We start from the raw sequence: 24593 nt of genomic DNA, 5'->3' as shown, positions 1-24593 counted from the left end.
TGGTCGAAGTGGTGAGCGGCGAGGTAATAGACCGGATGCCTTCTTTTGTATAGCAGCAAATCATACAGGAAGCTATTAACAGAAGATGATCTCTGGAGGGACAGAGGTCATCTTTTTTCGTGGTTCCGCGGCGTTTAATAACCCGCTAGTCGGGCAGAGCGGAGGCAGTCAATATTTAGGGAGGTCATTGATTTGAAACTAAACGATATCGTTCTGAGGGAAATGAACAAGCAGCTGAAGCGAATCGAGACTTGCTTAACCAAGCTGTCCGATGAACAAATTTGGCACCGCGTCAAACCTAATATGAACAGCATAGGGAACCTATGTATGCACCTGGCGGGTAACGAATACCAGCATTTGGTTAGCGGAATAGGGAAAGCTCCTTTTACGCGGAAGCGGTCAGAGGAGTTTTCCCTAAACCAAGGCCTATCCGGAAAAGAATTAGTCGCACGGCTACGTGAGGTTAGGCTGCAGGCGTCCCGCATCCTTGAAGGTATAACGGAAAACGACCTGCAGACCAGCATCGACATCCATTACTCGATCGAGGATTGGAATAAAATGATAGAGCGCCCGGCTTACGAAACCGAATCGCATTATACGAGGGATCTGACGACCCTGCTCATTCAAGTTTGCGAGCATTACAGCTACCATGCAGGGCAAGTGGTTCTCCTAACCAAGCTATTAATCGATACGGAGGACAATCTTACGGGTACTTATCACTAAGTCCTTTTATTGGTTGTAGGACATGAGGGTAACCGATGGGGCGGACCAGAAGCCCAGTTTCTCGTACAAGTTCTTGGCTGGATTCCCCTCCGTCACGAACAAAAGGAGCAGCGGTTCTTGTTCATATAGTCGGGACAAGGCCTGCTGGATCATCGCGGTGGCCAATCCTTTTCCCCTATAAGCCGGCAGTACGGCAAGATAGGAAATGAAAGGCCAGCCTTCATTGCGTCCGATCAAGCAGACACCGGCAATCGAGGAGGTGTGGTTATCCCAGACGACCGTTGAGGCTTGCCGGAGGGGGAGGTCCTTCTCCGATAAGAGAAAAAAGTCCGCCAGGTCCCGCTTCAAGCCCTCCTCGGTTTCGGTCATGGAAGGATCGGCCGTTCCCTGTCGAAAGGCCGTGTGAAGAACCGAGGCCAGTTCGTCGATATCCGCCCGATCGGGCTGCCCCGCTGTCCAGTCGTGCGGAAATGCCGCTGGGAACGGGGCGGTAGGCCGGATCATGCCATGACGGGTTAGGATCGGGGCAAATCCGTTCCTCCGGAACCCTTCCAACTGGGAAGAAAGGATACCGGCCGCCTCGATGGGTACCGTGAAATCGGAGATCGAAATCACGTAGGCGACGAGCTCCTGCAGCCAGGAGTCCTCCAGCTTATTCGGCGGGATGACAAACAGGGGGCCTAGTTTATTGGCTTCTGCCAGCACCCGGCCGATTCGTTGACCTTGCCGCATGATCCAATAGCAGACCCCATTCCGGGGAACGGAGGTAAGCGGCAGGTTCCAGTCTTTGCGCAGTCTAATGTTCTCCCGGTATACGGAGAAATATGTGGTAAATTCCAAATGCTCGGCTTGAACCAGTTCAAGACTTATAAGTTTTATGGTTGATCTCATTCAGCACCTTTGATGGATTTAATCTTCCCCTCCAGATGGCATAGCCCATTCCCACATACGTCAATCCCCAGAAAAACGCCATATATTTGTTGTCTTCTACGGGCAGCACCATGGACAAAAGCATCATGACCAGCAAAACGATAACCCAACGCGGAAAGATGTTTGCCCGGTAGGAGAGAAAGGTAAAGGCGAGGGTTCCTCCGGTTAATCCTACCATCATCAGCAGGCCCAAAATCTTGACGGCTATTCCCTCAGATTCGGCGGGCGGCGCAGCGGATTGGATCAAAGACCAGAGCATGCAGGTGGTGGCAATGTTTCCGAGAATTATGGCAAGAACCGTAACAAATCCTGGAATTCCTGTCTCTTTTGCCTGTACCATATAGATGGCGATCGTGCCGACGGACATGAGAATGCTGGCAGTGATTCCGAAAGTCAACTCCTGGATGCTGTCCGTCCCCCAAATCATGGAGCTCGGTGTCATCCCCATCCGGCTTAAACCGGCCAGCAGGCAAATCATACCTAACCATTGAATAACTCGTGTTTCTTTCATGTTTTTATTACCTCCTGAATGAAGTGGTTTGGCTTACGAGATTGATTATAGGGGAGAGGAAATCACGAGAAACAGAGCAGGGCTCTCACAAGATTCGGGGAACGGAGACTGGGAAGATTTTTGGGAAAATCGGGAATTCCTTTGGGAAGTTCCGTTTCCATCGTATTCTGGCAGCAGGCTGCCTATTATAATAGAAGGAGTTCAATTGTCGGAGGGGTCTCATGCAGCAAACGCAGGATCAGATCGTCAGTCGCACCGCGGAACCAGCAGCCCGTGTGCCGCACAAAGGGCTTCTTGCTGCCCTTCAGCTCTTTACCGCTTTGTTTTCTCTCGTTACCGTCGTCTTGTATTCATCAGGGGTTCCCAAGTATTACCATAAGCTCTTATCCACTTGCATCTCAAACGGCTGCGGCAGCTTGGTCCCGGCCATGCCCCTTGCTAATGCCCAAGGCCTTTCCCTCTCCCTGGAGACCTATGCCGCCTTATTTGTGATGATCGACGTTGGGTTTACGTTCGGCTTCTACGCGGCGGCGCTGCTTCTATTCCGGAAAGGCTTTCGGGAGCCGATGGCCCTTCTGGCCGCCTTGGCCCTGGTCGCGTTCGGCACGTCTTTTCCTTCCCTAACGCCGGTTGCCTTTCAAGGGAATGCCGCCTGGGAATGGTGGTTTTCTCTGGTCTCGGCTCTCGGATGGATGGGATTGTCCCTCTTGTTCTTGATCTTCCCCAACGGTTCGTTTGTGCCCAGATGGACAGCAGGCGTCTTCCTGTTCATTCTGCTGGTCGATGTAAGCAGCTTCTTCAACCAGGGAATCATCTGGAACCGAATGCCGGGCTCCGCTTACCTTCTGCCCTTATGGTACGTCGGATCCACGCTTATCCTTATTTATTCGCAGGTTTTCCGGTATCGGAAGGTATCCTCGCGGGCTCAGCGCCAGCAGACCAAATGGGTAGTATACGGCCTTGCCGTCAGCATGATCGGCTTTGTCGTCATGAGCATCTTATTCGATCCCCGTCTGAATGACGGAAGCGCCCTGACCTATGTGTACCTCAATGCCATTCTGAATATGAGCTTATTGGCCATTCCGCTTACCCTCACCCTCGCTGTATTGAGGCGCAGGCTGTGGGATATCGACCCGCTTGTCAGGAGAACGTTGATCTACGGCGCCTTGACACTAAGTGTGGCAGCCCTTTATATTTTCTCGGTCTATTATTTAAGCCGCATCTTCGAGACCGAGAACAATCTGTTCATTTCCTTAACCTCGACGGCCCTCGTGGCGGTCGCTTTCGCTCCCTTGAAAGAAAAGCTACAGAGGCTCATCAACCGGATGTGGAAAGGCCGCCACGACGATCCGTATGCGGTCCTGCTGGACCTGGGAAGCCAGCTCGTTCGGCCGATGGCTCCGGAGGCCATGCTGGAAGCGCTCGCCGCTACCATTAAAGATTCACTGCGCCTTCCTTACGCCGGCATTGCCCTAGGAGTAGGGGAGAAGGATGCTTTAGTCGCGTCCTCCGGCTCCCCCCTCGATGAGGTGCTGTCGTATCCCATTATCCACCGCGGGGAAAAGCTGGGGACGCTCTACTTATCCAGGCGTTCCCCCGGAGAAGCCTTCTCGTCGGAGGACAATAAGTTTCTGGAGGTGCTCCTGCACCAAGCCGGCCCGATCGTGGAAAATGTGAACATGACCTTGGGCATGAAGCTGCTCGCTAAGGATTTGCAGGAATCCAGAGAAAAGCTGGTCTTGGCCCGGGAGGAGGAACGGCGGCAAATCCGGAAAAATCTGCACGATGATCTAGCCCCGCGTCTTGCCGCACTAGCGCTCAATTCGGCGACGGCGGAGAAATTCGTAACCAAGAAGCCTGACATTGCCATCGAGATGCTGGGAGATCTCCGTAAAACCATCCGTACAACCGTTGAGGAAATTCGGACGCTCGTTCATGACCTGCGTCCGCCCTCCCTCGACGAGCTGGGGTTGATCAGCGCGATTGAAGAAAGAATTAACGAGCTCAATAAGCCGGCCAGGCTGCTTGCGGATGACCAGGGAGTGACCCCTATCCATATCCAGCTGCAGGAACCGCCTCCCCTTCCGGCTTTACCGGCGGCGGTAGAAGTAGCCGCTTACCGGATTGTTACGGAATCGCTGGCAAACGTGATTAAACACAGCCAAGCGACCGAGTGCACGGTCATGCTTTATGTGATGGATTCCCAGAAGCTGGTTGTCGAGGTGGCGGACAACGGCAATGGTCTTCAATCCGCTTATACGCCAAGGCTTCCCGGCAAAGGAGGCATTGGCCTTCAATCCCTGCGGGAAAGAGCCGCGGAATTAGGCGGACATTGTTCTATAGAACCAGCGGAGCAGGGTGGCACAAGAGTGCTTGCCGTATTGCCCATCTAACTTGAAGGAGGAGCATGAATTTTGAGAATCGTGATTGCAGAGGATCATCCGTTATTTCGGAGCGGTGTCCGTAATTTGCTGAGGACGACGGACGATCTGGAAGTGATTGGGGAAGCCGCATCAGGGGAAGAGGCGTTAACGCTTGTCGAGCAGCTGCAGCCTGACCTGGTGCTCATGGATATCCGCATGCCCGGAATGAATGGAATCGAAGCGACGCGGCTGATCAAGGAAAAGCATCCCGCGACCGAGGTCTTGATCCTCACGATGTTTAGAGACGACCAGTCGGTTTTTACTGCGATGCGGGTGGGGGCCAAAGGGTACATCCTGAAGGATTCCGATGAGGAGGAGCTGCTGCAGTCCATCCGAATGGTAGGCAATGGAGTAGCGGTGTTCAGCTCGGATATTGCGAGCCGGATGATGCATTATTTTTCGCAGTCTCCTGCCGTTCCGGCAGACGACCCTACGTTCTCAGAGTTAACGAAACGCGAATTCGAAATATTGGAGCAGATTGCGGAGGGAAGCAGCAACGCTCAAATTGCCGCCCGTCTGCACATCAGCAGCAAGACCGTCGCCAATTATGTTTCGAATATCCTGAATAAGCTGCAGGTTACGGATCGACACGCCGCGAAACGATTGGTCCAGAAAGCCCGTGAGGAATAGGGAATCTCCCGATCCTTACGGCATCCTTCCTTTACAGCCTCCCGGTTGCGTTTTGAGAGCGCGGCCGGGAGGTTTTTTGGCGTCCTATCCCAGAAAAAATTCCCACTCCGTTCCCGGATTCCTTCCCAACTTCTTCCCGCGGCTCTTCCTGGCCATGACTCATGAAACCGGAAGCCGAACCACGTTATGATCAAGGGGTAAGCGATACGAGAACATGGAGGTTATGGAGATGAATCAAAAAGTAAAAGCAATGCTAGCGTTGACTCTGCTTGGTGCGAACGCCGTTCCGGCAGCCATGAGTGCCAAACCGGAAGCGAAGCCGGAAATGGCTTCCACGGCTCAAGCCAAGTGGACGGTTGCCGCCAAGCCGGAAGCGAAACCGGAAATGGCTTTCACGGCTCAAGCCAAGTGGATGGTTGCCGCCAAGCCGGAAGCGAAACCAGAGGTAGGTTGATTTTACGCCAATTTTAGAGGGAGAAGGAGAAAAGGAAATGATGAAGGGTTACGGAAAGAGAAAACAAATGGCCGGCTACTCGCTGCTGCTGGCAGGTTGTCTGGCGTTTAACGGGATAGCGGGTGCTTTCGGGGAAACGCAGCCGGAGGGAATCAAGATTAAAGAATTCAGCCTGCTCGACACGGGATCGGATGTGGTCGGGGCGGCGGATTTCACCCCTGAGGGCAAGAAGGACGGCCACTTTAAGCTTCAGCTTCACTTGAACCAGAAAACGACGATTAACGCCGTTGTCTTACGGTCCACCGATGATTATGGCAAAGACAATTACCAGGGGGTATGGAGAACCAATCGGGTGACCACCGGATGGCTGCTCGGCATTGTGCAGGATAAAACGGTAACCACCGGCAGCGGCACGACTCATGAACGCATCATCGTTAATCCGGGCTTCCGGAAGGATATCAAAGAACCGGTCGGCCAGTTTGAAGGCGACCTAACGTTCGACCTGTATGCGAGCGACAATGGGACGATCAAGGAAACGCAATCCTACGTACTGGAAATCGAAACCCCTCAGGGCACGGTGTTTTCCAAGCCGATCAAATACAAGCAGCCGATGACTTCGGGAGAAACACCGGCGCCTTCGCCTAGTCCGGTTACGTCGCCAGCCCCGGTACCGAGTCCTACACCAGTTCCCACGCCGACTCCTGTCCCGGCTCCTGCGCAGGGCTCGCATGACCTGGAGATCCGCGTCTTCTTTAAAGGGACGGAGCTTCATTTTGACGAGATGGCGCCTGTCCTAAAAGACGGCCGGACGCTTGTTCCGTTCCGCCAGTTGTTCGAAACCTTGGGCTTCAAGGTGGACTGGGTGGAGGAAGGAAACGTACGCAAAGCAATCGGGAAGAAGAATGGGCAATCCATTGAATTGACGATTGACAGCACCACGGCCATGGTTAACGGCAAGGCGGTCGCTTTGGATGTGCCGGCTCAAATTATGGGAGGCCGCACTATGGTTCCGCTGCGCTTCGTATCGGAAAGCAGCGGCTACGAGGTCGGTTTCTCCAGCAGCGGCCAGGTGTGGACGATCCACATTGAAGAAGCGGCTCCCGGCACACCTGTTCCAGTGCCGTCCCCCTCTCCAACTCCGGCCCCCATTCCTTCGGTAGGGGAAGTGGAGCCCTATGTGGTCAAAGGCTTCCTGCGTAATGCCCACGGAGATCCCCTTCCCGGCGTGACGATCAATGCGGATAACATGCTGTTCTCCGACAGCAACCTGGCGGCGGTAACCGATGAGAAGGGCTTTTACCGGATCGAGCTGGCTCAGCTGCCCACCACCTGGAGCATGACGACCACCTTCACCAAAGAATATAACGGGAAGGAACAGAGATTTTTCTTAAGATCGGACGTCGATCAACCTTTCGCCGGAAGCACGGGAGCCATTCGCCATTTCACCCTTAAAGGGGTAGTCGGGCATATCGAGATTCATCCCGATTTCTGGTCGTTTGACGACAACTTGCCGATGTTTGAAATGAAAGACCTGGAGGTAACCCTCACGCCGGTCGGTCTCTTATTCGACGGAAGCGGTGGCGAAACGATCACCACAATGGCCGATGTCCTCCCGACAGGCGGTCACGGAGTGGATAAAATCCCGCTCGGCCGGTACAAAATCTCCGCTGCCTGGAAGCCGGAAGGGCACGCACCTATGCCTATGCTGGTACGGGTTACAGGAAAGGGTAAGTTTGGGCCGTCCGTCGAATTCGATTTCCATAATCCCTTGGGAGCCCCTTCGATTTTTGTGAACGAGATCGATGCCAAGCTCGACAGCCAATCCGTCAACTAGTGCCTTATCAGGTAACTTTGTTGGCGAGAAAACTTCTCTATGCGCGCGAAAACAAAAGGGAAGCAGAACTTCATTTGCGGATAAGGTACTAGCAAACGAACTTTATTAACCAGAAGCCTCTTATTCCTTTATGGGATAGGGGCTTTTGGTTATTTTGCTGCCCTCCCTATATGTTGAAAAAGAACAACTTTATCAAACTTTTTTCTGAATGCGTGCCTTTTACCGTTTGGACTGGCTATCTGCTGGGTATTAAATAGAAAGAAGCTTTGGAAATAATATCAAGTTTAAGGAAGTTTCTGCCGATATAAGAAGAGGAGGTCGATGAAGATGAATTTAGATCCCTTGGAGTTGGCAATCGAACAAAAGCGTATGGAAATGAACGACGCCAGCGAGCGGTTCGGTTTGTCGTCGTCTATCGTCTTGCAGCTTTCCCAAGAGCTCGACATTCTCTTAAATCAGTACAAGTGGAACGGTTTCTGGAAAAACACACAGATGGTGGCTGTTTAAATACAAGAGGAACTTGACCAGAAGGTATGGATGAAGAGGCTATCTGCTGCGCGGAGCGCGGCTTTTTTGGCGTTCTATAGGGTGTGCCCGATATGGTAAAATGATTCCATCGCACTCCATTACCTGCAGGAAGGGATAAAGAATGATCAGGAAACTTACTCCAAGTGAGCCCACTCCATGGGGCCTTCTGCTAATGGCAGATCCTTCCCGAAAGCTGATAGAAGGTTACCTTAACCGGGGAGAATGTTATATTTGCGAAGAGGATAAGGAAATAGTCGGAACCTACGTTCTTTTGCCTACAAGACCGGATACGGTTGAATTGGTGAATGTCGCCGTTGCCGAGCATAGACAGGGCAGAGGAACCGGGAAGCAGCTGGTCATGCATGCTATCGAAACGGCGGCTTCCCAAGGCTTTAAAACAATCGAGGTAGGAACAGGCAATTCCAGCATCGGGCAGCTGGCGTTTTATCAGAAATGCGGCTTCCGAATCGTCGGGGTGGATTTAGATTTTTTCACGCGGCACTATTCGGAGGAGATCTATGAGAATGGAATTCTCTGCCGGGACATGATTCGGTTGTCTCGGGACAGAGGACTTAGTGGTTAAAAATTCCACGAAACGAAAAGGAAATACAAAAATCCCGTGAGCCAGGCTCACCGGGATTTTCTTTTTTTGCTAGTGCGTTACTAGGTACATACTAATGTGGCAAGCCTATGAGTCAGACGGCTTCGAGGAAGCTGGTTATCCAGGAAGGCGTTCGGGCTGGATCATTCCCTTAAAGGTGTCAGTTATTCTAACATGACAAGGAAAATAATTACAGTTTTATAACTTTAGATTAAAAATTTGAACTTTATTGTAAGTTAAACGGATAGTTAAGCGGTCTCACCAAACGTTATAATGTTTTTGTAAAGACGTGCTCCATACCAGATAGACATTTAGAAAGGGGAACCGAAGAATGAAGAATGCCATTCGCAAAACGATGCTCGTTACCGCTTCCACGACTTTAATCACGGCCTTGGCGGGGTGCGGCGGGTCCACAACAGATGAGGGCAAAGAGAACGGCACGCCAGCCAACAGCCCGGTAACGCTGACGATGGAATACAACTGGTCCACTCCTAACGTGGACAACACGATTTACAAGGAACGGATCAAGAAGTTCCAGGAGCTTAACCCTAACATTAAGATTGAAGCGCAGGATATCCCATCCGCCCAGTACCGCACAAAGCTTCGTACGGAAGCGGCAGGAAACAGCATGCCGGATATGTTCATCCTCTATCCGGGAATAGAGATGGATCCTTACATTGCCGCCGATGTGCTGATGCCGATCGACGAAATTATGAGCAACTGGAAGGACATCCTGCCGGAACAAGCACTCGCCGGTTATAAAGTGAACGGCAAACAGTATGCCATTCCGACCAAGATGACGTTCGTCGATATTGTTTATTACCACAAAGACATGCTGGCCAAGGCAGGTTATAAGGAATTCCCGAAAACCTACGACGAATTCCTTGATCTCGTGAAGAAACTGAAGGACTCCGGTGTCACTCCGCTGGCCATGGGTAACAAGAACAGATGGCCGATGCAGTCGACCTTCATGTCCGCCGTCGGAGATCGGTTTACGGGAAGCGACTTCCTCCCGAAGGTTAACAAAGGGGAAGCCAAATTCACCGATCCGGACTATGTGAAATCGCTTTCTGTCATTTCCGACCTCGTTAAGCTTGATGCTTTCAACGCGGACATTAACACGATGGACGAAGTGCAGCAGCAGGATTATTTCCTGCAGAAGAAAGCCGCTATGACCATGACGAGCTCGACGATTGACGCCAAGTTCAGAGGAAGCAACTCCGACAAGGCGGCTGCCGACAACATCGGTATTGCCTTGTTCCCAGCCGTCAACGGAGGCAAGGGGGATCCGACTGCTAGTGCAGGGGTCATTCAGTACGGGATCGGCCTAAGCAAAAGTTTGAGCGGTGCAAAGAAGGATGCCGCGATGAAATTCCTGCAATATTTCTACCAGCCTGAGCTGTATCAAACCTTGATGAGCAAAGGGATCGTCGTACCGGCCAAAGTCGAGGTTCCCGCCGATGCGTCTCCTTATCTGAAAGAAATGCTGGCGCTGACCAAGAACGGCTCTGCTCCCGTGTTCGACAGCGTGATGCCGGCGGCTGTGAAGGATGTCCTGGAGAACGGCATTCAGGCTATCACGACCAAGCAGAAGACGGCGGAGCAGCTTGCCAAGGATATGCAGGATGCCCAAGACAAGAGCAAGAAATAACGTACCGCTATTTAGAATCGCCTGACGAGATAGGGCGGTCTGCCACGAAGGACCCGCAGGGTCCGGTTCCCCTAGAGGGATCCGGATCCTGCGGGTCACGACAGGCAGCACCGTAAAGTGCTTGACGACTGCACGATGCGGGCAGGAAAGGGCAGCCAACGCACAGTCTCTTGCCGTCAAATTGCAATTTCACCGGGAACGGAGGCTGTACCATGCATGTGTTGAAAAGAACAGGCTGGACCGTTTTTATCGGAATGCTGCCGGCCCTCGTGATTTATATTGGAATCGCGCTGGTGCCGATCGGCATGTCCTTCTATTATTCTTTCTTTAATTGGGACGGGTTATCTCCCATGAGATATATCGGTCTCGATAACTTTACTTCGACGTTAAAGGATTCGGTCTTCTGGAAAGGCGTCGGGAACAACCTGATTATGATGGCGACGGGGCTTCTGGGCCAACTGCCTCTCGGTTTGTTTTTCGCTCTGATGCTTAACCGCGGGCTAAGGGGCATCAAGGCCTACCGGTCTATGCTTTTCCTGCCGGTTGTCATCTCGGCGGTCATTGTGTCCATTATTTGGGGCATGGTGTTTAAGATTGAAAACGGCATGCTGAACGGACTACTCGAGCTCGTCGGCCTCGGCAGCTGGCAGCAGGACTGGCTGGGCAATCCCAAGCTCGGGATGCTCTCGATCAGCGTCGCATATATATGGCAAAATTACGGCTTCTACATGGTTATCTTCTTGGCGGCCCTGCAAAACATTTCGGCAGAAATCAAGGAAGCGGCCGTTATGGACGGAGCCACCGGTTGGAAGCAGTTCTGGTACGTCACCCTGCCTATGCTGAAGGAAACGATCTGGGTCACTCTCGTATTCGCCATCAGCAACAGCTTCCGCGTCTTCGACCTCATCTATGTCATGACGGCCGGCGGACCGGCGCATAACACCGAGGTCATGACAATTTACATGTACAACAACGCTTTTCAGAACATGAGCTTCGGCGGAGGAAGCGCGGTGTCCATGCTGATTCTGGTATTCAGCCTGATTGCCATTTATGCCGCTAATCTGTTAACAAGACGCAGCCAATAAGCAGGATGTGGCGGAAAGGAGAAAATATGCACACTTCGCGTTTCAAATTGTCGGTCGTCCATGCCTTTCTGGCTGTCCTATGTTTTCTTAACGTGCTTCCCTTGGTATGGATGGTCATCAGCTCGTTTAAATCCGAGAACGAATTTGCCGTCAACCCGATGGGATGGCCGAAGCTGTGGGATTTCAGCAATTACGCCAACGCCTGGAAAGTGGCGCATCTCGGAACCTATTTCTGGAACAGCTTGTACGTGACGGTATTGGCCATCTTGCTGACCGTGCTGCTCGGTGCGCTTGCTTCCTATTTTATCTCAAGGTTCGATTATAAATTCACCAAATGGGCTTACGCCTTATTTATCATCGGCATGACCATTCCGATTCATGCGACTCTTGTGCCGATCTTCATCCTGATGAAGAAAATCGGCCTGTTGAACACCCATATGTCCCTGGTGCTTCCCTACACTGCGTTCCATTTGTCCATTACGATTTTCATCCTCGTCGGATTCATGAAATCCTTTCCGAAGGACATTGAAGAATCGGCGATCATCGATGGTGCCGGGGTGTACCGTATTTTCTGGTCGATTATTTTGCCGATGACCCGGCCTGCACTGGCTACCGTTATCATCATCAACTTCATCTACAACTGGAACGAGTTCCTGTTTGCTCTCGTGCTGATTAACAAGGAGCCCCTCAAGACGCTGCCGCTTGGCCTGGCGAACTTCACCGGCACGGAAACGAAGTTCCAAACGATGCAGATGGCGGCTCTCGCCATGGCATTGGCACCGGTGCTGGCCTTCTATTTGCTGCTGGAGAAGCAGCTTGTACAGGGAATGACCGCAGGGGCGGTCAAAGGATAGCCAAACAATTTCCATAGCTTCTCCTCCCACTCTCTTATATGATAAAAGAATAGAAGCCAAGGGGAGGGGGGAGCAACTATGATAGCTAACAAGCTGGGACGGTCCGGCATCAGCTTACGGCAAAAATCCATTGCGATTTTCCTTCTGCTGGTGACGCTGCCTTCGCTGGTCGTGGGGTACGCGTTCCTTAACTGCTATGACAAGATCTTGCGGCAGCAGTTCATCTCTTCCACCGAGAAGAGTCTCAATACCATTGAGATGAACCTTTATGAGAAAATAAAGGCCGTGCAGGATATTACGGATTATATGATCTACCAGAAGGAATTCCGTGATTTCATGCAGACCCCCGAGACACCAGATACGCAAAGACAGCTGGAATATGACCGCCAGACTATTGAAGGCTTCGTCACTTTTCAGCTGATGTCCAAGAGCTATATCAAATCCGTTACCCTTCAGGGAAACAATGGGAATAAAATGCAGCTCGGCGAACCGGTGGAGGGACCCGAGCAGCCATGGATCGATCAGGCGAGAATGAGCCGCGGAGGCAACGTCTGGTCGAATTCCTATTCCCTCGTAAGCGGCTGGACGGGACCGAAGAAGGTCCTTTCGCTGTTTCGCGTCATCTATTCCTTCGATGATTTAACAAAGGATGTAGGGATTGCGGTTGTGCGGCTGAACGAATCGGAAATCTCGGGCCTGCTGGCATCGGCCATCCCGCAGGAGCAGACGTCCACCTTTATTCTCCGGCCGGATGGCACGGTTCTTCTGCATAAGGACGACCAATGGATCGGAAAGCCATACCCGAACGCCGATGTTCTGAAAACGCTTCAGCAGCATCCCGGCAAGAACACGGTACTGCAGATGGATGGCGAGAGCTATGTCCTCTTCAACAAAGTGATGAGATCAACCGGTTGGAATATCGTGACCCTGGTGAAAGATAAAACGATTGTGGCCAAAACGAACGCCCTCAAAATCACATTGCAAATCCTGTTCCTGCTCGTTATCCTGTTCGGTATGTTTGCGCTGATCGGCTTCGAGGTGGCGATTATCCGCCCTATGCTGGAATTGAAGAAGGAAACCGGCCGCTTGAAAAGCGGGGATTTCTCGGCCCGGGTGACCATCCGCTCCCACGATGAAATCGGCGAATTGGGCCGTCAATTCAACAACATGGTCACGACGATTAAAGACTTGATTGACAATAAGTATAAGCTGGAAATTCAGCAGAAGGAATCGGAGCTGCGGATTATGCAGAGCCAGATGGATCCTCATTTCCTGTACAATACGCTCGATATGATTCGCTGGACGGCAAGACTGGAGAAGGCTCCGGAAACGAGCCAGCTGATCGAGGCTTTGTCGGGATTTTTCCGGATGAGCATGAACCGGGAGAAACAGACAGCCACTCTTGCGGACGAGCTGGAGTTTGTCCGGTCTTATCTTAATCTGCAGCAGAAGCGAATGGGTGACAAGCTGGCGTTCTCCTTGCTGATGGAAGCTTCCTTGGAGGACACGGTCCTGCCAAGACGCCTGATCCAGCCGCTCGTCGAGAATAGCATCAAGCACGGCTTCGCCGCCCGTCAGAAGGGCAATATTCGAATACAAGTTCGCTGTTATAGGGGCCGGGAGAATGAGCTGATCATCGACGTGTCAGATACCGGCATCGGCTTCCCGCCGGAACGGCTGCAAGCGATCCGCTATGCCCTAGCCGAGAAAAGCGGGGAACGGGAGCTGATCGGCCATGCGCTCTACAACATTCATGAGCTGATCACCCTTCTGTATGGCAGCGGCTGGGGTATCGACTTCCCGGAAGAAGGCAACCGGTATGGAGCTTGCGTCCGTTTAACCATTCCCGTTCTGGAGAAGGAGCTGAAAGCGCTATGACCATCAAAATGCTGATAGTAGACGACGAACCGGTCATTTGCCGGGGGCTGAGGGAGACGATCCCATGGGAAACGATTGGCGTGGAGGTAGTGGGCGATGCTTCCGACGGGGTGGAAGCCCTGGAGCGGATCGAATCGCAGCCTGTTGATCTGGTGCTGACGGATATTCACATGGACGGCATGGATGGTCTGGAGCTGGCCAAAGAATTGCGGCAGCGGTATCCGCACATCCGTATTATCATCCTGAGCGGCTACGATTATTTCGATTATGCCCGCCAAGCGATCCGGATCGGCGTTGAGGACTATCTGCTGAAGCCGGTCGACGTTGACGAGCTGATGGAGATGGTACGACGAATCGGGGGAGAGCTGGAGCAGGAAGTGAGCCGCGGGAGAGAGCAGGTGAAAGACCGCTGGCAGAATTGGTTAAGCCGTCTGCTGCAGAACGACCAAACTCTCCCGGAGGGGTCTCCGATTCCGGGCGTTTCGGCATCGGAATTGAGCTTTGGCTTGATAGCCAGCCAACGGGAGGACTATGCGCTTTGGCGCGAACAATCGACGCCGGAGGAGAGGCGGGCAGCCCGCCGGGATTGGGAAGAGAGAGTGAGGGAAGCCTTAGCGGGCCACGGGCATGAGGTGATCTCCGCCTTTCTTCATCCGAATCTGCTGATTGTCCTATGTGTTTACTCCCGAGAGCCGAGTCGGGAAAACTTGCCCTCGATTCTGACGAAGCTGGCGGGGCAGGCGGCCTCCGGCCGCCGCCTGCATTTTGGCGTTTCGCCTGTCTTCCATTCGTTGACAGAAGCGTACGTGCATGGCCATGAGGCGATCGAAAGCGTTCAGCTTGGAGCCTTGCAGGAGCGTACCGTCACGTTTCCCGGAGAAGAGGTTCGCTCCCGTAAAAATCGCGGGTTGGTCACCGCGTTGGAGCTGGAGAAAGAACTGGTGAACTTCCTGTTCAACGGAGGAGAAGACGAGCTTAAACAGGTATGGGGAAAGATAATGGAGCAGTACCGGATCAAAGGCTGTTCGCTCGCGGAAATCGACCAGGCGTACAAGGAGCTGAAGATCGTCATCCAACGCAGATTGAGGACGAGCGGCATCGAGCTTTCGGAAGAGCTCGTGAACATCCTGGAAGGAACCATCGACCTGTATGCGAATAACTCCTACCGGGCGATCGAAGCGCTAATTCGGAGCGAGCTGATGTCACTATTTTCCTCGATTCATTCCACCTTAGGCGGGAAAAACCATTGGACGGTCGATCGGGTTACGAAATATATTGAAGCCCATCACAGCACCGATCTGAAGGCTTCCGAGGTGGCGGCTTGGCTCAAGATTACGCCGAACTATTTCAGCATTATCTTTAACCAATCGTTTGGCAAAGGATTTGCAGAGTATTTAAACGAGGTTCGGATCGAGCATGCCAAGGAAATGCTGAGCGGTACGCACGACAGGGTTTTCGAAATTGCGGAGAAGGTCGGCTACAACGATTACAAATATTTTTGCTCGATTTTTAAAGCGCATACCGGCGTCACGCCTACGCAGTACCGCAAGCTTGCCGATTCCACAACAGCTTAAGATAAAACGGCTCCCGGACCGAGTTGAGGCCGGGGGCCGTTTTATAATTATGGACAAGAGGATCAGTTGGTTCTCTATCTCAGCTGTTTTCGTTCAGCACATGTTCCACCAGCTCATCCAGCGGCACGGTGGCAAGCGCAATCGCCGTATCGGTGACCCCGTAGTAAATATAGAGCAGGCCGTCCTTCACCACGTTGCCGGTCGGAAAAACGACGTTCGGGATCTGGAAGCCGAATTTCTCGTAGTACGTTTCGGGCTCCATAATAAAGTTACGGGTCCGGGCAATAATGATTTCCGGATTCTCCAAATCGAGTAGCATCGCTCCGACACGGTAGACGGTGTTTTCGTCGACCCCATGATACAGGACGAGCCAGCCTTTGTCCGTCTTGACCGGAGGAGTGGACCCGCCGATTTTTTTGAATTCCCAGTCCATGTTTTCCGCCTTGGCCAGCAGCTTCGGTTCTTCCCAGTTAATCAAATCGTCCGAATAGGTAATCCACATGGCGGCCTTCTCCGTGCCGTACTTCTCGCCTACATATTCCTCCGGCCGGCGCAGCAGCACGTATTTCCCTCCGATTTTCTCGGGGAACAGGATGTTATCGCGGTCGTTGATATCAAGCGGGGTCGTATCCGCCAGATACTCCCAGTGAATCAAGTCCTTGGAGGTCATGATGCCCGAGCGGGTCAGCCAATGCTCCGGCTGCTCTCCCCATCCGTCTGGGTACTTGGGAACGGAGCGCTCGGGAATTCCGGCACCGGTAGGATAGTAGCTCATGGCGCAGGGGCGCAGGGCGTAATTGAGATAGAACGTGTCGTCGATCTTGACGATGCGCGGATCCTGAACGCTTCCGTACGGAAATCCGAGCATATCCGGGGTGACGACAGGCTCCTCCACCACATGGCGGAAATGAACGCCGTCTTCGCTTTCGAGCAAACCCAAGAAGTTTTTGCATGGTGTCAGCGATTCGGCGGTCCGCTCGATCATATAGAATTTGCCGTTGTCGATAATGACAGCCGGGTTAAAGACGGTCACTTTCCGCCAGTCGTATTTGCCCGGCACCACGATCGGATTGGCCGGATGTCTTTCGATGTGCATGTCTGTTCCTCCCGTTGAATGCGGATAGTATGATGCTCTTCTATCATTCTAATCGATTGAAAGTATCGCTAATATCCCAGGAAGCTATGAAAATATCGTAATTTTTATAGCGGTAAGCATATATACTCGGGCTATGACAGGTGGTAAAATAACATTATAACGTTATAACTTATTTTCACCGAAGGAGAACATCATGAGCGAGCGATTGGTACTACGCGGAGTAAAGCGGGTTAGCGGGGAAACCGTCGATATCGTCATAGCGGACGGCAGGATCCGGGAAGTGACGGAAGCGGGCAGCGGATCGGGCGACCGGGTGATGGACTTCTCCGGTGTCTATGTGTCGAGCGGATGGATTGACCTCCATGTCCATGCTTTTCCTGAATTCGATCCCTATGGGGATGAAATCGATGAGATTGGTGTCAAGCAAGGGGTCACATCTATCGTGGATGCGGGAAGCTGCGGAGCGGACCGGATCGGAGATCTGGTTGCGAGCGGGAAAAGGGCCAGAACCCATCTGTATGCGTTCCTGAACATCTCCCGGATTGGGCTGCAAAGAATCGACGAATTGTCCCATCTGGAGTGGATCGACCGGGAGAAGGCGGCTGATGCCGTACACCGGTATAAGGACAGCATCGTCGGGCTGAAGGCCAGGATCAGCCGCAGCGTCGTCAAGGAAAGCGGACTTCAGCCACTGGTTATGGCCCGTGCGCTCTCCGAGCAGCTGTCTCTGCCGCTTATGGTGCATATCGGCTCCGGACCACCGGACATTCAGGAGATTATGCCGCTTTTGGCGAAGAGAGACATTGTCACCCATTATCTGAACGGCAAGAAGAACAACCTATTCGGCCCGGACGGTCAGCCTCTTCAGGTACTGAGGGATGCGGTGGCAAGAGGGGTGCACCTCGACGTTGGCCATGGCACCGCCAGCTTCTCGTTTAAGGTTGCCGAGGCCGCCAAGCGGTACGGCATCCCCCTCGGCACGATCAGCACGGACATCTACCGAGGCAATCGCATGAACGGCCCCGTGTTCAGCATGTCCCACGTGCTCACGAAATTCCTCTCCTTGGGCTATCCGCTGGAGGAAGTCATAGCCTCGGTCACGACGAAGGCGGCTGACTGGCTCGGCAAGCCGGAGCTAGGCCGAATTCAACCGGGAGACCCCGCGCGGTTAACCTTATTCACGGTAGAGAACAAACCGGTGGAGCTGACGGATTCCGAAGGGAAGAAGCGCACGGCCGGTCTAACTTTGGAAGCAAAAGGAGCAATGATCCATGGCGAATTCATTGAATGCTAAATACGGCTTGAAGCGTGTAATCAACGCCAGCGGAAGAATGAGCATATTGGGCGTATCGGCCCCGACGGACACCGTCATGGAAGCCATGAAGCAGGGCGGGCAGAGCTACGTGGAGATCGCCGATCTGGTCGACAAAGCGGGGGAATATATAGCCCGCACGATCGGCTCCGAGGCCGCGGTCGTCGTCAATTCGGCGTCTAGCGGCATTGCGCTCTCCGTAGCAGCGGTCGTGACGCAAGGCGATCGCCGGAAGAGCGACCGACTCCACCAGGAGAGCATCGCGAGAAATGAAATCATCATGCTGAAGGGTCATAATGTCCAGTACGGTGCCCCCGTCGAAACCATGATCTATTTAGGCGGAGGCAGGCTCGTCGAGGTCGGATATGCGAACGAAGGCAAGGCGGGGCACATCGAATCGGCAATCGGAGAGAATACGGCGGCCATTCTGTATGTGAAATCCCATCACTGCGTGCAAAAGAATATGATCACGGTCGAAGAGGCTTGGGAGGTCGCCAAGCGGAACCGCATTCCGCTTATCGTCGATGCGGCGGCCGAGGAAGATATCCGCAAGTATGTGCTGGTTTCCGATTTGGCCATCTACAGCGGTTCCAAGGCCATTGAGGGGCCGACTTCGGGAATTGTAGCCGGCAAGCAGATGTATATCGAGTGGCTCAAAGCCCAGCTGCACGGCATTGGACGAAGCATGAAGGTGGGCAAGGAAACGACCTTCGGGCTGCTTCAGGCGCTGGATGAATACATGGAGAAGGATGACAAGAGCGAGCAGGAAAAAGCAAGCCTGCAGGCCCTCCTGCCGCTGAACGACATCAAGGGCGTCAAAGTGTCGGTCGTCCAGGATGAAGCGGGACGGGCCATCTACCGCGCGCGGATCCAGATCGATCCGGACGAGTCGGGAACGACCGCCAAAGAGGTCGTTCATAAGCTGCAGAACGGAGACATCGCCATCTATACGCGTGATTATGGCGTGAAACAAGGGTATTTCGACATCGATCCCCGCCCGCTCATGGGCGATGACATTCTGGTGATCGCATCCAAACTTCGGGAATTCACAGGAGGCAAATAAGATGGCTAACCTATCCAAACGATTTTACAAAGACCGGGTTTCCTTAAACGTGCTGGCGAACAGCATCGAGAACGCCAAGGCCGTGTTCGAGGCGGCGGAAGGGTATGTGCTCGTGGGCGTTCTGTCGAAGAATTACCCGACGGTGGAGGAAGCCGTATCGGCTATGAAAGAATACGGCAAAGAGATTGAGGATGCCGTATCGATCGGCTTGGGGGCTGGGGATAACCGGCAGGCAGCCGTTGTAGCCGAAATCGCCAAGTCGTATGCCGGCAGCCATATCAATCAAGTATTTCCCGCAGTCGGTGCGACACGTGCCAATCTGAATGGAAAAGAAGGCTGGATCAATAGCTTGGTTTCACCGACGGGCCGAGCCGGATACGTCAATATCTCGACAGGTCCGGTCAGCGCGGCAGGGGAAGAGCAGGCGATTGTGCCGGTCAAAGCGGCGATTACCCTCGTCCGTGACATGGGCGGCAATGCGCTGAAATATTTCCCGATGAACGGATTGAGCCGGGAAGACGAGCTGCGGGCCGTGGCTCAGGCTTGCGCGGAAGAAGGCTTTGCGCTTGAGCCGACCGGAGGCATTGACAAAGACAACTTTGAGGCCATTTTACGCATTGCACTGGAGGCGGGAGTGCCGCAAATCATCCCTCACGTCTATTCCTCCATCATCAGCAAGGAGACGGGAGCAACGAACGTACAGGATGTCCGCGATTTGCTCGCGATCGTGAAGAAATTGGTGGACGAACGTGTCTAAGAAGCTGGCAGCCTTCGGTGAGGTGATGATGCGCCTTCAGGTACCCGGCTATAACCTGCTGTCCCAGTCGAGCACGTTAAGCTTTTCCTTCTCCGGTACGGGCGTGAATGTCGCTTCGGCGTTAGCCCGTTTCGGGTACGACGGCTTCCTCGTAACCCGGCTGCCCGACAATGCGGTGGGAGACGCCGCGGCAGCTTATCTCAGCCAGCTTGGCATCGCCCGGGATTTTATCGTACGGGGGGGCCAATACGTCGGCATGTATTTCTTGGAGAACGGCTTCGGCGTCCGGCCAAGCCGTGTGACCTATACGAACCGGTTGGACAGCAGCTTCAATACGGCTCCGGAAGGATCGTATGATTATGAAAGCATCGCCGGGCAGATCGACTTGATCCATTTTTGCGGCATTACGCTGGCCATGAATGATACCGTGCGGCAGCATATGAAACGATTGGCCCAAGCGGTCAGAGCCAAAGGAGGCCACGTGGTCTTCGATTGCAATTACCGCCCCTCTCTCTGGGGCGAAGGCGGCTACGAGAAAGCCAAGCCGCATTACGAGGAGATGCTGGAGCTTGCGGACCTCGTCATCATGAACGAGAAAGATGCCATCCATACGCTCGGAATGAGCACGGTGCAGCAGGACCGTCATCAGCAGCTCGCCGAGCTCATTCCGGCCGTGGCGAACCGTTACGGCATTCAGGTCATTGCCGGTACGCACCGTTCGATCAACGGGGATAACTCGCATTCCTTGCGGGGGTATCTCTATAAGAATCAGACGTTCACCTTCTCTCCAACGCTTACTTTCTCCGTCTATGACCGGATCGGCGCGGGTGATGCCTATACGGCCGGCATTGTTCACGGGGAACTGGCGGGATGGGAGCCGGAGGAAACGGTTCGTTTCGCGGCGGCTTCGAGCATGCTGGCGCATACGACAGCCGGCGATACGCCCATGTCGTCTGTCAGCGACATCCGCCGGGCTATGACCGAGTCGGTTAGCGACGTGCAAAGGTAGGGAGCTCCATGAGTCTATCCAGAACCAACCGTCCTCTATACAGACAGATCTATAAGATTATCAAAGACCGGATTCTGCACGGTGCGTACCCGATCGGGTCTAATATTCCGTCGGAGCCGCAGCTGGAGAAAGAATTCGGCGTCAGCAAAATTACGGTCCGCAACGCCATCAAAGAGCTTGCCCAGGAAGGTTACGTCGAGCCGGGCAGCGGCAAAGGAACGAAGGTTATCCGGAACACGTCGGCCTCCAAGCTCTCCAAGTGGAAACGATTCACGGAGCTCTTGGTCGAGGAAGGCCATCAGCTGCAGAAGGAATGGGTGCAGGCCAAAGCCATACTCAACCAAGCGGAAACGGAATGCTCCCTTTTGTTCGGGGAGCGCTGTATCTGCATTGAACGCTTGTACCGCTTGAACGACGTACCCTATATTCATTTCACGCACTACCTGGCTCCTCGGATTAACGGACTGGAGACGGCGATGGATATCCAATCGCTGTATGAAATGCTGGAGGAGCAGAACATTTCGCTCGGAAAGTTTCGGGACGAATTCACTGTTGAGGCAGCTCCTTCTGATGTGGCGAAGCAGCTGCAGCTGGAGGAAGGCTTCCCCTTGTTAAAGAGAACACGGTACTCCTATGAGGAAAGTGGAGACGCCATCGAGTACAGCATAGGTTATTACAACACGAAGCTGCATCCTTATGTTGTCAACTATGATGCCTAAGCGAAGCTATTGCCTGGCAGATGGTTTCATTAGTAAAGTCGCATAATCTGCGGCTTTTTTTGTTTGGAACAAGAATTCTGTATATTTTATGGAGTAAAGACAGGCATTCCAAATACGTTCTGACAAGTGGAGGTACTTTTTCCATATGCTTAGACGGAGAGTCCGGGGAAGCCAGTGAAAGAATCCGATTAGGCTTTTGCCCAGGTGTTTGGGTTGTCAGTGAGCCTTACGACGAACCCCTGCTTCTCGGAACCCGATTAGGTATAATAGGAATAGACGAGTAAGGAAAAAAGGGGGAGCAGGGATGAAGCCATTGAAGGTTCAGGATTTGATTGACCGGTTTTCGCTGGAGGTACTGGTAGAGGGAGACACCTCCCGTACCATCTCCAAGCCGAAAGCCCACCGCCCGGGCTTGGAGTTCGCCGGCTATTTCGATTTCTTCTCTCATGATCATGTTCAGGTGCTCGGCCGCAAAGAAATTACTTACCTGCACAAACTGACGGAGGAGGAACGCAACGACCGGATCGGTAACGTCGTGAAATACCGTCCCCCGTGCTTCGTCGTGACGCGAAGCCAGGAGGGCTTGAAGTACATAACGAAATACTGCGAGGAGGAGGGCATCCCTTTGCTGCGCACCCCGCAGCCGACCTATAAATTTATAGAAATGGCCGACATCTATATGACGAAGGTGTTGGCACCGGAGATTGCCATTCACGGGGTGTGCGTAAACGTATCGGGAATCGGGGTTCTGCTGCGTGGCAAATCCGGCGTTGGCAAAAGCGAAACGGCCCATACGCTCATCCGCAGGGGACACCGGCTGGTCGCTGACGACATGGTCGTCCTCAAAAAAATCAGCCCCGAATCGATTCTGGGCACCCATAACGAAGTCAACAAAGAGTTTCTGGCGCTGCGAAGCATCGGTCTGATCAACGTTTCCCGGCTCTACGGCCGTCGGGCCTTCCAGGACGAGACCCGAATCGTGCTGGATATCGAATTGACGCATTGGCAGGAGCATGCCTTGAACAACGATCTGGAGCTGGAGCCCAAATTCACCGAGTACTTGGATGTCCCTGTTCCGCATATCGAGATCCAGCTTCAACCGGGTCGGGACGTAGCGGGACTCGTGGAAGCGGCGGCGAACAGCTGGTATTTGCGTATGCAGGGCTACAGCGCGGCCGATGAGTTCATGAAGCGGCTCGAACAGCAATAGCCTTGTCACATTTAGGAAGGAGGTTATCAACATGAGTCTAACCATTTACGTGGTGGATGCGTTTAGCAAACAAGCCTTTCGAGGCAACCCGGCCGCCGTATGCCTCACAACAGACCCGCTCCCTGATGAACAAATGCAGAAGATCGCCCAAGAGATGCATTTATCGGAGACGGCCTTCTTGGTCCCTGTACAAGAAGGCTTCAGCCTAAGGTGGTTTACCCCCTTGGCGGAAGTGGAGCTATGCGGCCATGCTACACTGGCCAGTGCCCATATTTTATGGGAAACCGGTACCTTGGATCCAAACCGGCAAGCGGTGTTTCATACAAAAAGCGGAAGGTTAACAGCGGACCGGAACGGTTCTTGGATAGAACTGGATTTCCCGGCGGAAGAAGTGGAGAGAAGCGATTATCCTGAAGAATTGATAGAAGCGCTGGCGGTGGAGCCTGTCTTTGTCGGAAGAAATCGCTTCGATTATTTCATTGAGGTCGAATCCGCGGATCTCCTTTGTTCGCTTCAACCTAACTTTTCGTTATTGGCGGGAATCCCAACGAGGGGAGTCAACGTGACCAGCCGCTCGGATGACTACGATTTTATCTCGCGGTGTTTTTTTCCGGCCATTGGCGTTAACGAAGATCCCGTTACGGGGTCCGCCCATTGCGGCCTTGCTCCCTATTGGGGCCGCCTGTTACAGAAAACGGAAATGACGGCTTATCAGGCATCCAGCCGAGGCGGCGTGTTGAAGCTAAGCCTTCGGAACGACCGGGTCCGGATCGCCGGACAAGCGGTTACCGTGATGAGAAGTACTCTTTTGGTATGATTTGAAAAAGTAAGCAACCGAGAAGAAACCGGATTGCCGCTCTCGCTCAAGAAGACACGAGTCATGGAAACGGGCCGGCGTACGGACTTATGGTTTACCGTACAGAATTAAGAGGGATCAACAATTAGCCTGCTGGAAATAGCAGGTTTTTTGCTTGCGTATCTAGCCTAATTATCGGAATGAAAAAGGGAGTGGACCATGAACCCTACGAAGAAGATCCGCAAATTCAATAAGCAGGCGGTCAGATACGACAACCGGAGAAGTAAAGGCGATTTGGCTCATCTGCGTGCCCCCCTTATCGGGCGTGCTTCCGGCAAGGTATTGGAGCTGGGGGCGGGAGCGGGGGCCAACCTTCCGTATTACCGTCCCGATGTGATTTTAACGGCCGTGGATTTCAGTCCGGCGATGCTGAGCAAGGCCAGGGAGGCTAACAACCGGCACTTTAACCTGTCGGCTGAGTTCAGGGAAGGTAACGTGGACACCATTGACCTTCCGGAGCAGTCCTTTGATACCGTGGTCTCCACGCTGTCGCTGTGTGCTTATCATAACCCCGAAAAGGCTCTGCTTAACATGAACCGGTGGTGCAAGCCGGACGGCCGCGTTTTGCTAATGGAGCATGGACTGAGCTCACGCCAAGCGATGGCGCTTGCCCAGAAGACGGTTAACCCCCTCGCTTACCGGCTCTTCGGATGCCACCAAAACCGGGATGTGCTCTCCCTGATCCGCCGGTCTCCCTTGAAGATCGAATGGGCGGCTTCTCATATGGCCGGTATGCTTCATGTAATGGTCTGTCATCCCTCCTAAACGAGGTTGCCGACAACTCGGAATGGGTATTAGAAGAAGAGGCAATCGGGATGCGGTCAGGGACCTTTCCAAGAAAGACTTATGCGGCGTGGTCCGATTGGGCCATACTGGATATTCAGGAAGGAACCGA

General features: G+C 53.2%; 23 protein-coding genes. 20 read left to right on the top strand and 3 right to left on the bottom strand.

The genetic code is table 11. The annotated features are described in order from the left end of the window. The first annotated feature begins 192 nt into the window (after positions 1-192). Positions 193-723, top strand: coding sequence for a DinB family protein (locus MJA45_RS14060; RefSeq protein WP_315607877.1), 531 nt, complete (start codon positions 193-195; stop codon positions 721-723). 6 nt (positions 724-729) lie between these two features. On the opposite strand, the gene MJA45_RS14055 is transcribed toward MJA45_RS14060, so the two are convergent. Further along, the gene (locus MJA45_RS14055) at positions 730-1614 is read right to left on the bottom strand and encodes a GNAT family N-acetyltransferase (RefSeq protein WP_315607876.1); all 885 of its coding nucleotides are present in this window, start codon (positions 1612-1614) and stop codon (positions 730-732) included. Further along, positions 1583-2164, bottom strand: a complete 582-nt coding sequence (locus tag MJA45_RS14050; protein ID WP_315607875.1) for a hypothetical protein — start codon at positions 2162-2164, stop codon at positions 1583-1585. The genes MJA45_RS14055 and MJA45_RS14050 overlap by 32 nt, the downstream gene beginning before the upstream one ends. A gap of 221 nt (positions 2165-2385) precedes the next feature. Here MJA45_RS14050 and MJA45_RS14045 point away from each other — a divergent pair, with 221 nt between their 5' ends. The 11 genes from MJA45_RS14045 (at position 2386) to MJA45_RS13995 (ending at position 15676) form a co-directional block, all read left to right on the top strand. Further along, positions 2386-4557 (top strand): histidine kinase, encoded by a 2172-nt coding sequence (locus MJA45_RS14045; protein ID WP_315607874.1) that lies wholly within the window; start codon positions 2386-2388, stop codon positions 4555-4557. Between the two features lie 30 nt (positions 4558-4587). Next, a complete protein-coding gene (locus tag MJA45_RS14040; protein WP_315608020.1) occupies positions 4588-5217 on the top strand; it encodes a response regulator in 630 nt (209 codons plus the stop codon). Positions 5218-5446: 229 nt separating this feature from the next. Next, a complete protein-coding gene (locus MJA45_RS14035; RefSeq protein WP_315607873.1) occupies positions 5447-5671 on the top strand; it encodes a hypothetical protein in 225 nt (74 codons plus the stop codon). A gap of 37 nt (positions 5672-5708) precedes the next feature. Further along, positions 5709-7505, top strand: coding sequence for a stalk domain-containing protein (locus tag MJA45_RS14030; protein ID WP_315607872.1), 1797 nt, complete (start codon positions 5709-5711; stop codon positions 7503-7505). Between the two features lie 327 nt (positions 7506-7832). Further along, the gene (locus MJA45_RS14025) at positions 7833-8012 is read left to right on the top strand and encodes an aspartyl-phosphate phosphatase Spo0E family protein (protein ID WP_315607871.1); all 180 of its coding nucleotides are present in this window, start codon (positions 7833-7835) and stop codon (positions 8010-8012) included. Positions 8013-8154: 142 nt separating this feature from the next. Further along, the gene (locus MJA45_RS14020; protein ID WP_315607870.1) at positions 8155-8616 is read left to right on the top strand and encodes a GNAT family N-acetyltransferase; all 462 of its coding nucleotides are present in this window, start codon (positions 8155-8157) and stop codon (positions 8614-8616) included. Positions 8617-8965: 349 nt separating this feature from the next. After that, complete coding sequence (locus MJA45_RS14015; RefSeq protein ID WP_315607869.1) at positions 8966-10285, top strand: extracellular solute-binding protein; 1320 nt, start codon at positions 8966-8968, stop codon at positions 10283-10285. Between the two features lie 212 nt (positions 10286-10497). Beyond that, on the top strand, positions 10498-11370 hold the full coding sequence (locus MJA45_RS14010; RefSeq protein WP_315607868.1) for a carbohydrate ABC transporter permease: 873 nt from the start codon (positions 10498-10500) through the stop codon (positions 11368-11370). 26 nt (positions 11371-11396) lie between these two features. After that, positions 11397-12224 (top strand): carbohydrate ABC transporter permease, encoded by an 828-nt coding sequence (locus MJA45_RS14005; RefSeq protein WP_315607867.1) that lies wholly within the window; start codon positions 11397-11399, stop codon positions 12222-12224. A 78-nt stretch (positions 12225-12302) separates the two neighbouring features. Beyond that, the gene (locus tag MJA45_RS14000; protein ID WP_315607866.1) at positions 12303-14102 is read left to right on the top strand and encodes a sensor histidine kinase; all 1800 of its coding nucleotides are present in this window, start codon (positions 12303-12305) and stop codon (positions 14100-14102) included. Further along, a complete protein-coding gene (locus MJA45_RS13995; RefSeq protein WP_315607865.1) occupies positions 14099-15676 on the top strand; it encodes a response regulator in 1578 nt (525 codons plus the stop codon). Before MJA45_RS14000 ends, MJA45_RS13995 begins: the two co-directional genes overlap by 4 nt. 79 nt (positions 15677-15755) lie before the next feature. Here MJA45_RS13995 and MJA45_RS13990 read toward each other — a convergent pair whose 3' ends face one another. Next, complete coding sequence (locus tag MJA45_RS13990; protein ID WP_315607864.1) at positions 15756-16772, bottom strand: glycoside hydrolase family 130 protein; 1017 nt, start codon at positions 16770-16772, stop codon at positions 15756-15758. Between the two features lie 193 nt (positions 16773-16965). Between MJA45_RS13990 and MJA45_RS13985 the strand changes: the two genes are divergently transcribed. The 8 genes from MJA45_RS13985 (at position 16966) to MJA45_RS13950 (ending at position 24463) form a co-directional block, all read left to right on the top strand. Continuing rightward, positions 16966-18066 (top strand): amidohydrolase/deacetylase family metallohydrolase, encoded by a 1101-nt coding sequence (locus MJA45_RS13985; protein ID WP_315607863.1) that lies wholly within the window; start codon positions 16966-16968, stop codon positions 18064-18066. Next, positions 18044-19147: a DgaE family pyridoxal phosphate-dependent ammonia lyase gene (locus MJA45_RS13980; RefSeq protein WP_315607862.1), complete on the top strand. Its 1104-nt coding sequence runs from the start codon at positions 18044-18046 to the stop codon at positions 19145-19147. The genes MJA45_RS13985 and MJA45_RS13980 overlap by 23 nt, the downstream gene beginning before the upstream one ends. A gap of 1 nt (position 19148) precedes the next feature. Next, positions 19149-19904 (top strand): 2-dehydro-3-deoxy-phosphogluconate aldolase, encoded by a 756-nt coding sequence (gene dagF / locus MJA45_RS13975; RefSeq protein WP_315607861.1) that lies wholly within the window; start codon positions 19149-19151, stop codon positions 19902-19904. After that, positions 19897-20913 carry a sugar kinase gene (locus MJA45_RS13970; RefSeq protein ID WP_315607860.1) on the top strand — a complete coding sequence of 339 codons (1017 nt, stop codon included), beginning with the start codon at positions 19897-19899 and terminating at the stop codon, positions 20911-20913. Before dagF ends, MJA45_RS13970 begins: the two co-directional genes overlap by 8 nt. 8 nt (positions 20914-20921) lie before the next feature. Beyond that, complete coding sequence (locus tag MJA45_RS13965) at positions 20922-21632, top strand: GntR family transcriptional regulator (RefSeq protein ID WP_315607859.1); 711 nt, start codon at positions 20922-20924, stop codon at positions 21630-21632. A 304-nt stretch (positions 21633-21936) separates the two neighbouring features. Then, positions 21937-22842: an HPr(Ser) kinase/phosphatase gene (gene hprK, locus MJA45_RS13960; RefSeq protein WP_315607858.1), complete on the top strand. Its 906-nt coding sequence runs from the start codon at positions 21937-21939 to the stop codon at positions 22840-22842. 31 nt (positions 22843-22873) lie between these two features. After that, entirely contained in the window at positions 22874-23659 is a 786-nt protein-coding gene (locus MJA45_RS13955) for a PhzF family phenazine biosynthesis protein (RefSeq protein WP_315607857.1), read from the top strand. A 198-nt stretch (positions 23660-23857) separates the two neighbouring features. Further along, a complete protein-coding gene (locus tag MJA45_RS13950; RefSeq protein WP_315607856.1) occupies positions 23858-24463 on the top strand; it encodes a class I SAM-dependent methyltransferase in 606 nt (201 codons plus the stop codon). Positions 24464-24593 lie beyond the last annotated feature (130 nt).

This window comes from Paenibacillus aurantius (assembly GCF_032268605.1).
Taxonomy (GTDB): domain Bacteria; phylum Bacillota; class Bacilli; order Paenibacillales; family NBRC-103111; genus Paenibacillus_AO; species Paenibacillus_AO aurantius.
This window is presented reverse-complemented; position numbering and strand designations above follow the sequence as displayed.

Coding starts and splice junctions, on each gene's coding strand:
- MJA45_RS14055 (WP_315607876.1), bottom strand. CDS start 1,614: ATGAGATCAACCATAAAACTTATAAGTCTTGAACTGGTTCAAGCCGAG.
- MJA45_RS14050 (WP_315607875.1), bottom strand. CDS start 2,164: ATGAAAGAAACACGAGTTATTCAATGGTTAGGTATGATTTGCCTGCTG.
- MJA45_RS14045 (WP_315607874.1), top strand. CDS start 2,386: ATGCAGCAAACGCAGGATCAGATCGTCAGTCGCACCGCGGAACCAGCA.
- MJA45_RS14035 (WP_315607873.1), top strand. CDS start 5,447: ATGAATCAAAAAGTAAAAGCAATGCTAGCGTTGACTCTGCTTGGTGCG.
- MJA45_RS14030 (WP_315607872.1), top strand. CDS start 5,709: ATGATGAAGGGTTACGGAAAGAGAAAACAAATGGCCGGCTACTCGCTG.
- MJA45_RS14025 (WP_315607871.1), top strand. CDS start 7,833: ATGAATTTAGATCCCTTGGAGTTGGCAATCGAACAAAAGCGTATGGAA.
- MJA45_RS14020 (WP_315607870.1), top strand. CDS start 8,155: ATGATCAGGAAACTTACTCCAAGTGAGCCCACTCCATGGGGCCTTCTG.
- MJA45_RS14015 (WP_315607869.1), top strand. CDS start 8,966: ATGAAGAATGCCATTCGCAAAACGATGCTCGTTACCGCTTCCACGACT.
- MJA45_RS14010 (WP_315607868.1), top strand. CDS start 10,498: ATGCATGTGTTGAAAAGAACAGGCTGGACCGTTTTTATCGGAATGCTG.
- MJA45_RS14005 (WP_315607867.1), top strand. CDS start 11,397: ATGCACACTTCGCGTTTCAAATTGTCGGTCGTCCATGCCTTTCTGGCT.
- MJA45_RS14000 (WP_315607866.1), top strand. CDS start 12,303: ATGATAGCTAACAAGCTGGGACGGTCCGGCATCAGCTTACGGCAAAAA.
- MJA45_RS13995 (WP_315607865.1), top strand. CDS start 14,099: ATGACCATCAAAATGCTGATAGTAGACGACGAACCGGTCATTTGCCGG.
- MJA45_RS13990 (WP_315607864.1), bottom strand. CDS start 16,772: ATGCACATCGAAAGACATCCGGCCAATCCGATCGTGGTGCCGGGCAAA.
- MJA45_RS13985 (WP_315607863.1), top strand. CDS start 16,966: ATGAGCGAGCGATTGGTACTACGCGGAGTAAAGCGGGTTAGCGGGGAA.
- MJA45_RS13980 (WP_315607862.1), top strand. CDS start 18,044: ATGGCGAATTCATTGAATGCTAAATACGGCTTGAAGCGTGTAATCAAC.
- dagF (WP_315607861.1), top strand. CDS start 19,149: ATGGCTAACCTATCCAAACGATTTTACAAAGACCGGGTTTCCTTAAAC.
- MJA45_RS13965 (WP_315607859.1), top strand. CDS start 20,922: ATGAGTCTATCCAGAACCAACCGTCCTCTATACAGACAGATCTATAAG.
- hprK (WP_315607858.1), top strand. CDS start 21,937: ATGAAGCCATTGAAGGTTCAGGATTTGATTGACCGGTTTTCGCTGGAG.
- MJA45_RS13955 (WP_315607857.1), top strand. CDS start 22,874: ATGAGTCTAACCATTTACGTGGTGGATGCGTTTAGCAAACAAGCCTTT.
- MJA45_RS13950 (WP_315607856.1), top strand. CDS start 23,858: ATGAACCCTACGAAGAAGATCCGCAAATTCAATAAGCAGGCGGTCAGA.